Genomic DNA, 12337 nt, shown 5'->3' with positions numbered 1-12337 from the left:
TTTGTGGCGCTTTCAATTGAAAAAGTAATTCATACGCTTATAGAAGCGGTTGTGTTGGTGTTTGTTGTTATGTACTTGTTTTTACAAAACTTTAGAGCAACGCTTATTCCAACAATTGCAGTGCCAGTGGTATTGCTGGGTACGTTTGGTATTTTATATACTTTTGGTTACTCAATTAATACATTGACCATGTTTGCCATGGTGCTTGCCATCGGTTTACTAGTTGATGATGCCATTGTTGTTGTAGAAAACGTAGAGCGATTGATGACTGAAGAAAAACTCTCAGCGCTTGATGCAACCCGCAAATCAATGGACGAAATTAAAGGCGCGCTTGTTGGTATTGCAATGGTGCTTTCTGCTGTATTTATTCCGATGGCCTTTTTTAGCGGCTCAACGGGCATAATCTATCGTCAGTTCTCAATTACCCTTGTTTCTGCTATGGGTTTATCGGTACTTGTGGCGCTTATACTTACGCCGGCACTGTGTGCAACGCTTTTGAAGCCTAGCCATGTTCATAATGATAAGTCGTTATTTGGTAAATTTTTTACAGGGTTTAACCGCGGGTTCGACAAAACAAATGCGGGTGCGCAAAGCTTTGTGAGCCGTATGATCAAACATGCTAAACGCTACCTTGTTATATACTTTTTAATTGTAGGTGGAATGGCTTATGTGTTTTCAAATTTACCAACCGCATTCTTACCAGATGAAGACCAAGGCATATTATTTAACCAAGTTTCGTTACCTGCGGGTTCTACAACCGAGCAAACACTTGAAGTGGTTAAAAAATTAGAAAACCACTACTTGAACGAACAATCTGAAGCAGTAAACGGTATTTTTACCGTTACCGGGTTTAGCTTTGCAGGTTCTGGCCAAAACTCAGCAATAGGGTTTGTTAATCTTAAGCATTGGGATGAACGCCAACGTGATGATTTATCTGTGCAAGGTGTAGCGGGTAAAGCTATGGGGTACTTTTCAAGTATTAAAGAAGCGTTTGTGTTTGCTTTTCCACCACCAGCAATTGTAGAACTGGGAACAGCAAATGGTTTTAATATATTTTTACAAGACCGTGTAGGTTTGGGCCACGATGCGCTTTTAGCAGCACGTAATCAACTATTAGGTTTAGCAAGCCAAAGCCCGATATTGGCTGGTGTACGCCCTAATGGTCAAGAAGATATGCCAGAAATACAACTCGATACCGATTTAGCTAAAGCACAAGCATTGGGTGTGTCGCAAACCGATATTAATAACACCCTTGCTACGGCTTGGGGTAGTAGTTATGTAAATGACTTCATTGACCGTGGGCGTGTTAAAAAAGTATATATGCAAGGCGATGCTGAATCTCGAATGGTGCCTGAAGATTTAAATAAGTGGTATGTACGTAATAATGAGGGTGATATGGTTCCGTTTTCTGCCTTTGCAACGGCCTATTGGACTTATGGTTCGCCGCGTTTAGAACGTTACAATGGCTTTTCAGCAATGGAAATACAAGGAACCGCTGCACCTGGTTACAGCACAGGACAAGCAATGGATGAAATGGAGCGCTTGGTAAAACAGCTGCCAAATGGTATATCGTCTGAATGGACCGGTATTTCATTTCAAGAACGCTCTAGCAGCGGCCAAGCACCTTTATTGTATGGTTTGTCGTTGTTATTTGTATTTTTATGTTTAGCGGCTCTTTATGAAAGTTGGTCGGTACCGTTTGCGGTTATGATGATTGTTCCGTTAGGTATATTTGGTGCTGCTATGGCTGCATTGGGTAGCGGATTATCAAACGATATTTACCTGCAAGTGGGCTTATTAACTACGATAGGGTTAGCGTCTAAAAATGCCATATTAATTGTGGAATTTGCTATCCATAAAATGGACGAAGGGCTTGATTTAGTTGAAGCGGCTGTGGCTGCAGTAAGGCTGCGTTTACGCCCAATTTTAATGACTTCAATGGCCTTTATTTGTGGTGTTATTCCGCTCGCTATTGCATCAAGTGCAGGCTCTGGTGCGCAAAACGCATTAGGCATTTCAATTATTGGTGGAACACTTGCCTCATCTATTTTGGTTGTTGTTTTTGTGCCGCTGTTTTTTGTATTAGTACGCCGCGTATTCCCTGCAAAAGAAAAAAACACTAACGAGGAGACAGCATAATGCATATAAAAACCTTTTCGTTGAGTGTGCTTACGTTGGCTGCTTTAAGTGGATGCCAGTTGGCACCTGAACAGCAAAATTTGGCGCTGCCAGTACCCGAGACGTATTCAGTTCAAACAGAGCAGGCCACAGTTAACACATTAAAGTGGCAGCAGTTTTTTAGCGATAAAAAATTACAGGTGCTTATAGGTCAAAGCCTTGAGCACAACAAAGATCTGCAAATTGCGATGCTCAATGTGCAGCGGGTACGTGGGTTGTATCAAATAGAAAACTCAGTATTGTATCCGTCCTTAAATGTTAATGGTTCGGGCACTCGCCAGCGTCTGCCTGCCAGTTTAACAAGTACTAATGAGGCCACTATAAGCTCGCAATACAGTGCTACTGTAGGTATTACCTCTTACGAATTAGATATATGGGGTAAGGTTCGTAACCAAACTCAACAAGCGCTGCAAAATTTATACTCTACTGAGCTTACTCAATACAGCACGCAAGTGTCGCTGGTAGCAGAGCTGGCTAATGCGTGGCTTAATTATGCAACCGATCAACAGTTACTTGGGCTTGCTGAGGAAACGTTAAAATCGCAACAAGCGTCGCTTGGGCTTACTCAAAAAAGTTTTGATTTAGGCGCAGCATCTAAAATTACGTTAGAGCAATTGAAAAGTACCGTTGCCAGCGCAAAGGTTGATATTGCAACGTATAAGCGTTTATTAAAGCGCGATAAAAACGCACTTGATTTATTAGTAGGAAAACCAGTAAGCCCTGAACTTCTGCCAAATAAGGTGCTGGACTCGTTATTAGCGTTGCCTAAAATACCGGTTGGTTTACCTTCTGATTTATTAACTCAACGCCCAGATATTAAAGCAGCAGAACATCAGTTATTGGCCGCTAATGCCAACATTGGTGTAGCGCGTGCTGCTTTTTACCCCAGTATTAGCTTAACGGCTAATGCGGGTACTGCCTCTAACGATTTAAGTGATTTATTTGATGCAGGTTCGGGTACGTGGAGTTTTATTCCATCAGTTACTTTACCTATTTTTAATATGGGCAGAAACCAAGCTCAGCTAGATGTTGCTAAGGCCGATCAACAAATTGCTGTTGTTACTTATCAGCAAAAAATTCAGCAAGCATTTCGCGAAGTCGCCGATGCGTTAGCAGACAACGAAGGCTATCAAGCGCAATTAAGCGCACTTGATATGTTACTACAAAGCCGAGGGTCTACGTTTTCGCTATCAAAGGCGCGTTACGATAAAGGTGTTGATAGCTATTTACAAGTCCTTGATGCACAACGCAGCTGGTACGCTGCACAGCAACAGCAAATTTTGGGTCAACAGGCTTTGTTAGCTAGCCAAATAAGCCTGTATAAAGTAGTGGGCGGTGGCTGGGAGAAAAGCGCTCAAACCAACTAAGTAAGGGTTTTAGCTGTAAACACCTTTTTGCAGCTAATTAACTAGATTTATATAGGGCTAAATACTTATTTATGAGTGAAAGGCGTATTTCAAAATGATTAAGTATTTGCCTTATTGTCGAGTCTAATCACTTGGCAGTGGAGCTTTGTATGAAAACTAAAAGACAGGCAGATCCAGCGATAGCCAAAGCGCGTCGTGATCAGGTTTTAACTGCGGCGGCTGAATGCTTTCGTCGTAAAGGCTTTCATGCTGCAGGTATGGCTGAAATATCCAGAACAGCAGGAATGAGTGCCGGGCATATTTATAACTACTTTGAAAGTAAAGAAGCCATTATAGAAAGTATTATTGAAAAAGATATGGAAGAAATGTTTTCTATATTTGAGCATTTTGAAGGGCAACCAGAAGATACGCTCACAGTATTATTGAACGGTTTAAATATCGGCGTTCAAAGGCATATGGATACCGGTGAATGTGCGGTTGATTTAGAAATGCTCGCTGAAGCTGGTAGAAACGTAAAGGTAGCTAAACTATTACGTGATGCTGACACGCAAGCGCGAAATAGAATGCGCCAATTGCTAATAAGTGAACGCAGTGTGATAAAAGACATAGATGAGGTAGAGCTAGAAAGCCGTATTAATGTTATTTTTTCAGTAATGGCAGGCTTACTTTTGCGAAAAGTGCTTTACCCCGAACTTACCGAAGAGACAGTTTTAATTGCGCTTCGCCCGGCAATGAAAACGTTGTTAATGCCGTTTGAAGATTAAAATAGTGCTATTAAAATACATAAACTATATGCCCGCTATATTAGCGGGTTTATAGTATTAACAACCGTTTAAAGTAATACCAAGCCACAATAATACTTAATCATTTTGTGGGGCTAAACGCCTCGCTATTTACGTTAAAAAACTCTCATTTACGACTGCATGAATGCAGAAGGTAGAGCAATGCAGGAGCAATTGCCGATAGCACCTAAATAGCGAACTCTTTTCCTAGCTATCAAGACGTTTTTCCATCTTCAAAATAGATTACTTAATTAGGCGAATGGGTATAATTATGTTCAAAAGCGTTCTACAGACCAGTTTAGAGCCACTACTGCAATACCTATAGACCCTGCAGGCATTAACCATTTTACATACCAAGCGGTTTTTCTAAATGCAATTAATAAAGGCAACGCTACTAATAAAATACTTAGTTGGCCAATCTCTACCCCTAAATTAAATGCCAATATGCTCATTAATTGATAGTTACTCGACAAACCTAATTCACCAAGTACACTCGCAAATCCCATTCCGTGAAGTAACCCAAAAGCAAATGTCAGCCAGCCTAAACGCAAAACAACGGGCCAAACATTATTAAGGGCTGCAAACAATACAGAAATTGCAATAATTAGTTCAACCCAGCGAGTATTGAGAGATACTAAATCAAGCGCTGTTGCTGTAAGCGTTATAGAATGAGCAAGCGTAAATGCTGTAACAATCCAGGCAGTGTGTTTGATAATGTGTTTTTTAGAGCTAATGGGCTGCCAGGTGTTTTTATCACGGGTTAAAACACAAGTTAGTAATAGCGCAATTAAAAATAAAATATGATCGATGCCTATCCAAATGTGTAATACGCCCTGATACACATATTCTGTAAAGGTATCTAAATAGCTCGACTGCTTAGTATTAAAGGTTTGGCTAGGCTCATTTATACTAAACACACGTGCTATCTTATTCACATTAACAATGACCTTATGATTTGCGTCATCTTGAAAAAAGGCTGAATACTTAAGCGTAATCTCGTTATTTGTTAAACACGAAAATGACACAGGTAATACCAAGTAAGGCTGATTAAAGTGCTCACTTAGCTGGTAATTGTTATTTACAGTGAGTGCGCAAGTTTGTTCGTTTTGTTCTGCGATAAGATTGTTTTTTATAAATGCGTTAATTGAGTCGCGTTTTGCTTTTATTTCAGACCAGGTAATGTTGGCGTTTTGATCTAAGTCGAGTGCTATAACGTGCTCTAAATCTGCAACATTGATTTCCCAATTGCCGCTGTATTGAGCTGTATTGTTGCTATTAAGCGTAATGTAGCCGGTGCTTAACTGGTGCGCAAAAGCAGCTGTTGAAAATAATAAGCTTAACAACATAATAGAAAATACGCGTATTAATTTTCTCATAACATTTACATCCTTTTTGCTTGAACAATCAGCGCTTGGTCGATATTCATTTTAGCTTGTTGCCAGTTAATATTGGCCCAATACAAGGCTTTAGATTTGTTTGGCTGCACGTGAATATAATAGTTGGCGAGGTCACTTGCGTGAAAGCTGTCGTGGCGAATTTCTCTGAGCTCTACTCGTTGCTTCATGGCGTTTTGCCATTTGTATTGTGTTGTGTTTAGTTTTTTTTCTGCGATGGCTAAGCGCAGCAAAAGCGCATCTTCTAGATCGTGCGATTCTTTTAATAAATTACTTAATTTGGTTATCACTTGCTGTGGCTTGTTTAAGCCCAGTTGTATGTCTGCCCATAAAGCAATTAGGCTTACTGGAGAGTTTACTAAATTTATATTTTCAAGGTGCTTTAATGCGTTTGTGTAGTTTTGTAATCTAAAGCTCATTTCAGCTAGGACATGTTTTGTATTGAGTCCAATAGGCTTATTGTTCGTTAGCTTTACTAAAGATTGATAACTTCTTAATAAATTACCGTGCTGACTTTGCACGTCTAGTACACAAGTACTGGCCGTTAATGTGCTTACCCTTGTTATTAGTGCTAAGCAATGCTGTTTAGCAAGTTCAAACTGGCCTTGTGTCATGTACAAATTAGCCAGCAATAGATGAGTGTTGCTGTGATCAGGCGTTATTTTTAAAACACTATTAGCAATGTTTATCGCATCATTAAACAAATGCTCTTTTTGTAAAACGCGTGCATATAAATAGCCTACCTGTGGCGTTGGCTCATTTAAGTATATTTCTGCGAGCCTGTTTTTGAGTACCCCTTGCATATGCTCCGTTTGTCCAACGAATTGACTTTTATTGACTAGATTTTCTATTTCATTTATCGATAGTGAGGCAGTTAAATCCGATTTAGTGACTGCTATTACGTCGTTGTCATTAGGTGTATAAGCCGCTGCAAAAAGCTCAAATGAGCACACTAAGCTTAATGTAATCATCAGGTTTACTAGAGGTGATTTCATATTTGTATCCTTAAAATAGCCATCCATGGCCGGTCAGCTTATTTACTGATTACTAATTAAATTATTAATATCTGTGTCTTTATTTGTAAACTCTCTTCCATTTACAGAGAGTGGCTCTGCATTCGGTGCTTGGTTAAATGCATCGCTAGTAAACTGAGCAAAGTCGACTTGCAAAGCTTCAATAGTGATATTAACCATTGCACTTACTTGGCTGTTAACGCCATCAGATACGCCAAAGGTAAAGCTATCTGTGCCCGTAACCTCTTTATTTGGTGTGTAAGTAAAGTTGCCATCAGCGTCAATATTTACCATGCCTAGTGAAGGCTCACTGACCAATGAATAAGTAAGTGAATCACCTTCTTTATCTATGGCTGTAAGTGAGTCGGTAATATTTACCTCCGTTTGCGTTGTTAACATGATGTCGCTAACTGAAGGCGCTGTATTAACCACAGGCAACGGCTTTTTATTGTCGTCATCATTGCTACACGCTCCCAGCGTTAATGCGCTAAGCAGAATACCTATATGCGTTATTTTTAAGTGTTGCATTAGTTTACTCCTTATTTAGAGCCCGCAAGTGGGGTAGCTAAGTACGGAAAGGTTGAGTCCATCATTGTTGCATCAACAGGTGCGCCATCGGTAAATGGTACTGTACCAACGCTTGCATCTTCGGGAGTACATAAGCCTAGGTCAGTATCTTCGCCTGCAACAGGAATAGGATGACATAAACGACCCATTACTACGCGCAGAGCAATATCAACAACATCATCGCCAGGGCGTCGGCCGTTTGGAAAGCCAGCTAAATCGTTTCCTGCAACACCAAATGCAGACTGCTCACTTTGCGCTGTTGCCGCGATGTTTGTGTTTAAACGAAGCATTTCAGAGGGAGTGACGGTTGCTTGTTGATTAACACCAGCAAAACCAGTTAAAAATGCAGTAATTAAATCGGTACGAGGAAAGTTTGTTGGGGCTAATGTTTCGAGGTTAGCGCCAAGTGTCGTATTAACAGCATCCTTGAATAAAATATTTAAAAGTTCAGGAAGGGCTGGATGAGATACATAATCTAAAAACTGTCCATCGTCTTTAGGGTGTGCTGTCGAGAAAGTATCCTTATCCTTTATGCCAATAACAAGCTCATTAACAAGTGGATTACCCAAACGCGATACTTGAGTAAGTGCACCACCATTAACTGCATTATTAGCAAATTTAGCATTCGGGTTTAGTATGCGAGCTTGTGGTAAACTTGCAGTGGTCCACGAACCAATAACGCCATTACCTTCGCCTACAATACAGCTTTTTGGTACTTCAATAGCAATTGATGTCACGTTTTTATCTGCAAGATCGTCATTGTCAGCCGATTGGGTAATACCTCCAGGGAAGCCACCTGCATCACCAGCACCCGGAGCGCTGTCGCCCTCTACTGGTACGTAGTTTACTAAATCGAATGTTTTACCAAGGTTAACGACAAACGCATCTTTTCTTTGGCCAACAAATACTTGTGCCATGCTTTCACAACCCGGGATTGACACATTATATACAAATTGATCTGCGTAAGTTTGATAGTCAGCTTTAGAGGTAAATGTTTTATTACCAATATAATCAAGTGGCTTACTGAATGTAGATGTGCCCGTAGTGGTATTATTTAATGAGGTTGCAACACCTGTGCGCTGCGGCCCATTAATCATACTCAGAGTATATGATTCACTGAAGTTAGTTGCGCTATTATCACCGGCTGATACACCGCCCACATTTTTAAGTGGTACAGAAACAGTACGCTGGTTGCCTTCTGGGCCTACAGCTAATTGCACACCTTGATTATCGTTTGGTAGCATGCTTTGGAAATCAAATGCAAAAGTAATGTCTTCAACGGCATCGCCATCGTTATCTATGTGTATGCTGTAAGTTGCATCTGGGTCCATTGCAAAATAATTGGGGCCGCCGTAGGCATCCTGTAATGGAATATAGTTTGCGATTAGTGTGACGTACTCTTCTTTTCCTTGTTCATAGCTATTAAATACATAAAAATCGGTAGAATCTAAGGTCGGAAAGCGACTAATATTTGGCGCTTCTCGGTGACTTGATGCGTTACTTGGTGCGCTAATAAAAGTGCTGCATATTACTACTGCGAGTATTGATGGTGTTAAAGCTTTCATGACTTTTTCCTTTAGTTTTAAATAGAAGTCATAGCTAATAACGGGGGGGAATTTAGATTGGATGCAAAAAAGTTAAACTTTATTTAAATAAAAAATGGCTGCTTATATAAGCAGCCATACAAGGGGTTAAAGTAACACGAGTTCGGTTGTATAAAGTACCTCGGTAGGTAAGCCGTTTGGCGAACCACCTAAAGGCTCTAAACTGACTGCTAGTAGTGAGATATCGTCAGCGTTAAAGCGTTTATCTTTTAGCAAAAATTTACCGCCTTGTTTAGGTAATATACCCAACGAAACAGGTAAATCTTGCCCTTTTAAGATCATCCATAGTTGATAATCTTTATCTCTTTGGGCAACTAATTGACTACTGGCTTTAATAGTTAATGCTTCTTCGTTTACTTCAATAAACCATAAAGACTGTTTATCTTGGTTTTGCACGAGTGCAATTTGCTGATATTGCGACACTTCTTTGGCCGGTTGAATGACTAAAAATGCCAACACAATACACGCGGCGGTGGCTATAAACGACCATGTCTGCCAAATCGACGGCTTAGTTTGCACCACTGTTTGACTAGGCACTGTTTTTGACTCAATACCTTGCAAAATGTTTTCCCAAACAGAATCGCTAGGTGCTTGTGGTGTAATTGCACTTGCTAAATTATTAAGGTTTTGCTCCCACATAAAAATTGCCTCACGTGCTTTGCTTGAGCTAAGTAACAAGCGCTGAAAACGTTTTCGTGCCAGCCCCTTGAGTGTGCCAAGTACATATTGTCCTGCTAGCGCGTCTAACAGCTCGGGTTTTGTATAATTCATAATGTTAAACACCTCTGAAGTTGTGTAAGCCCGCGTCTGATCCAGCTTTTAACTGTGCCTAATGGCGACTCTATATGGTCTACTAGCTCGCTGTGACTAAGCCCCTTATAGTAAGCTAAATGAATGGCCTGCTTTTGCTGGGGTTCAAGCTGCTCTATACAGTTTACTAATTTAGTATTTTCGTCATAGTTGACATCGACGCTCTGAATATCAAAGTCATCATCTCCCATTGTTTGCTCTTTTCTTACTTTGTTGTAACGCAACGCATCCAGACTTCTATACCTTACTATACTTATCATCCAGCTTATGACAGTGCCTTTAGAAGCATTGTATTCTGAGGCGTTATGCCATATTTTAATGAATGCGTCTTGCAACACTTCTTCGGCGTGTGCTCTGTTAGAAAGCATATTTAAGCTAATGGCAAAAAGCTTTCCGCTTGTTTGTTGATACAAGGTTGAAAATGCATGCTTATCACCCTGTGATGTATCGTATAACAGAGACAGTAAATTATCGTTTTCCATAAATATCCTATTTATTTTTATTCTCTTTTTAAAAACGGTTGAGGCTAGAACTTGGATGCAAAAAAGTTAAGTAGCTTGCAACAGTATACTTTTCGCTCTTTTTTGCAATGACTATCTGTGTTTATTATTAGGTATAATTCTGTGAGTTCAAAAACTATATTAGAGAAAAGCATCTGTAATGGTTGAGCCGATTTTTGTTTATAGCAGAGTCGCCACGCTAAGTTACACTTAAAATAAATTAGCTTGGTGAGTCAGATTTACTAATATGGAGCTAAGACTTAGTGAGTTTCTACTGTGATACGTGTGAAAAATTAACACACTCATTGTGTAAAAAGAGCAAAGTCCATACAAACCAATAAAAACGGTATTTAAATAGCTATTAAATATCAATAATATAAGTAAAAAGTGGTGCCGTACGCTTTACTGTTTTGTGGCTTGTAAATTGCAAACACAATTATAAAAGCTGTTTGTTAATTAATGAATAGCAATAAATATAAATGGAGATTTTATGTGGGCTGCAATTAGTTATTTGATATTAGCGTGTGTACTTATTTTTATAGGGTGGGAAATAAATTCAATTTACTTTTCGTTATTTTTTTACTGGACCGCGCTATCACTGTCATTGGTCAGTGGGGCATACATTTTTAATATAGGTAAAATTTTCAGAAAGCGAGAAAACGGCGTTATTCCATTTTACATACGCTGGGCGTTTATTCCTTTTTTATTGGGGGCGCAAGTGTACAACGCGTGGTCGCGTAAGCATGATAAAGTGCCACCAATTCAGCAAATTAACGATAACCTTTTTTTAGCATGCCGCTTATTTCCCTCGGATATAGACACGTTAAAAAGCAATAATATTACCGCTATATTAGATGTTACTTGTGAGTTTGACGGTTTAGAGTGGAGCTCGACACAAGAGCGTATTAACTATTTAAATATTCCAGTACTTGACCATAGCGTGCCAACACGCTCTCAGCTTAACCAGGCAATAAATTGGATTCATCATCAAATCCAAAAAAACAATAAAGTGGTTGTGCATTGTGCGTTGGGCCGCGGACGTTCAGTGTTTGTAATGGCTGCTTACTTACTTAGTCAAAATAAACACGCCGACGTGCATGATGTGCTTGCCCAAATCAAAGAAACACGTGAAACCGCTAATCTAAATAAACGCCAACTGCGCCACCTAGCAAAGCGACATAAAAGTGGCGAATTAGTAATTAAAAATCGTGCATTTTTAATTGCAAATCCCGTGTCGGGTACAAAAATATGGCAAGAAAAAGAACAATTTATAATTGCACGCCTGTCAACTTATTACGATTTAACCGTAATGACCACAAGCCCAGACATTAACGGTATAGAGCTTGGCAAACAAGCGCTTAGTGAAAACCCTGATATTGTTATTGCCTGTGGTGGCGATGGAACAGTAGCGGAAGTTGCGAGCGTATTAGTTAATACACCCTGTAAATTAGGTATTATTCCATTGGGGACCGCAAATGCGCTAGCCCATGTATTGATGGGAATAAGTTCAAAATTTATACCTGTAGAGCAAGCGTGTGATTTAATTATTGATGGTCAATCTACGTTAATAGATACAGCATATTGTAACGACGAGCTAATGCTACTTTTAGCCGGGATAGGTTTTGAACATGCAATGATTGAAAAAGCTGACCGCGAGTTTAAAAATAAATTTGGGCAACTTGCTTATTTAACGGGGTTTTTTCAGGCGTTTTCGGAACAAAAATCGCAACAGCTCAACGTTAAATTGGATGATAACGACCCAATGATGATCACAACAAGTAGTTTCGTTGTTGCTAATGCAGCACCGTTTACAACGCTACTTGCTCAAGGGGGAGGGCAGCCTAATCATAGCGATGGGCTACTTGATATAAATTGGCTTATACCCAATAAAGAAAATTCCACCACGGTACTGAGTATTGCCGAGCTAATGTTTAGCAGTATAACGCAAAGTCATTTAGCCATTAACTCTCAACACACAAATGCTAAAAAAGTCGAAATATCTTCAGAGAATGGAATTAAATATGTCATTGATGGCGAAGTGAAAACGGCTGATAGGCTTGTGGTTGAAATACAGCCAGCATCGCTTAATGTGATCAGTAAGGAAATTTAGTAAAACTAAAAT

At 39.7% G+C, this 12337-nt stretch carries 10 protein-coding genes; 4 read left to right on the top strand and 6 right to left on the bottom strand.

From position 1 onward, the window contains the following. The 3 genes from BCG07_RS10910 to BCG07_RS10900 form a co-directional block, all read left to right on the top strand. Positions 1-2139 (top strand): efflux RND transporter permease subunit (locus tag BCG07_RS10910; protein ID WP_286890122.1); only part of this gene is annotated, 2139 nt, incomplete at its 5' end. After that, the gene (locus BCG07_RS10905; RefSeq protein ID WP_286890121.1) at positions 2139-3545 is read left to right on the top strand and encodes an efflux transporter outer membrane subunit; all 1407 of its coding nucleotides are present in this window, start codon (positions 2139-2141) and stop codon (positions 3543-3545) included. The genes BCG07_RS10910 and BCG07_RS10905, both read left to right, overlap by 1 nt. Positions 3546-3694: 149 nt before the next feature. Continuing rightward, positions 3695-4309, top strand: coding sequence for a TetR/AcrR family transcriptional regulator (locus BCG07_RS10900; protein WP_286890119.1), 615 nt, complete (start codon positions 3695-3697; stop codon positions 4307-4309). 293 nt (positions 4310-4602) lie between these two features. Here the strand turns inward: BCG07_RS10900 and BCG07_RS10895 are convergent, their stop codons facing one another. From BCG07_RS10895 to BCG07_RS10870, 6 genes are all read right to left on the bottom strand, one after another. Next, on the bottom strand, positions 4603-5703 hold the full coding sequence (locus tag BCG07_RS10895; RefSeq protein WP_286890118.1) for a HupE/UreJ family protein: 1101 nt from the start codon (positions 5701-5703) through the stop codon (positions 4603-4605). Positions 5704-5708: 5 nt separating this feature from the next. After that, positions 5709-6716 carry a tetratricopeptide repeat protein gene (locus BCG07_RS10890; RefSeq protein ID WP_010556744.1) on the bottom strand — a complete coding sequence of 336 codons (1008 nt, stop codon included), beginning with the start codon at positions 6714-6716 and terminating at the stop codon, positions 5709-5711. Positions 6717-6758: 42 nt separating this feature from the next. Then, positions 6759-7262, bottom strand: a complete 504-nt coding sequence (locus BCG07_RS10885) for an Ig-like domain-containing protein (protein ID WP_203987420.1) — start codon at positions 7260-7262, stop codon at positions 6759-6761. Positions 7263-7273: 11 nt separating this feature from the next. Then, positions 7274-8866, bottom strand: coding sequence for a DUF4331 domain-containing protein (locus tag BCG07_RS10880; protein ID WP_058429784.1), 1593 nt, complete (start codon positions 8864-8866; stop codon positions 7274-7276). Positions 8867-8992: 126 nt separating this feature from the next. Next, positions 8993-9676, bottom strand: a complete 684-nt coding sequence (locus tag BCG07_RS10875; protein WP_008126246.1) for an anti-sigma factor — start codon at positions 9674-9676, stop codon at positions 8993-8995. Further along, the gene (locus BCG07_RS10870) at positions 9673-10197 is read right to left on the bottom strand and encodes a sigma-70 family RNA polymerase sigma factor (protein WP_006791673.1); all 525 of its coding nucleotides are present in this window, start codon (positions 10195-10197) and stop codon (positions 9673-9675) included. Before BCG07_RS10870 ends, BCG07_RS10875 begins: the two co-directional genes overlap by 4 nt. 508 nt (positions 10198-10705) lie before the next feature. Between BCG07_RS10870 and BCG07_RS10865 the strand changes: the two genes are divergently transcribed. Further along, positions 10706-12325, top strand: a complete 1620-nt coding sequence (locus BCG07_RS10865) for a diacylglycerol kinase family protein (RefSeq protein WP_286890115.1) — start codon at positions 10706-10708, stop codon at positions 12323-12325. Positions 12326-12337 lie beyond the last annotated feature (12 nt).

The sequence above is a fragment of the Pseudoalteromonas sp. ESRF-bin5 genome (assembly GCF_002632075.1).
GTDB lineage: Bacteria > Pseudomonadota > Gammaproteobacteria > Enterobacterales > Alteromonadaceae > Pseudoalteromonas > Pseudoalteromonas marina.
This window is presented reverse-complemented; position numbering and strand designations above follow the sequence as displayed.